The organism is Neorhizobium sp. LMR1-1-1.1 (assembly GCF_040675795.1).
Lineage (GTDB): Bacteria > Pseudomonadota > Alphaproteobacteria > Rhizobiales > Rhizobiaceae > Neorhizobium > Neorhizobium cellulosilyticum.
On sequence record NZ_JBEGHE010000106.1, the window covers coordinates 1 to 255 of the forward strand.

1 pseudogene is annotated in these 255 nt (G+C 56.5%); it reads left to right on the forward strand.

The features are described 5' to 3' along the window. Positions 1–95: 95 nt before the first annotated feature. Positions 96–255 (forward strand): annotated as a pseudogene (locus MRBLMR1_RS30895) (ATP-binding protein); the annotation flags it as partial.

Below are 255 nucleotides of genomic sequence, written 5' to 3' on the forward strand. Positions count from 1 at the left end.
ATCGAGCCGCCACCACCAATGGACCAGCCTCGCATGAGCCTATCCACCACGAAAACATCCGCGGACCTCGCTACTACCACTAAGGAGAAAGAAGAATGCTTGCTCATCCAACACTCGACAAACTCAATGCCATGGGCCTGGCCGGCATGGCAAAGGCCTTTGGGGAGCTCATCTCCAACGGTGAAGCTGAACATCTCTCGCACGCTGAGTGGCTGGGATTGCTGCTCGAACGGGAATGGAGTTCCCGCTACGATC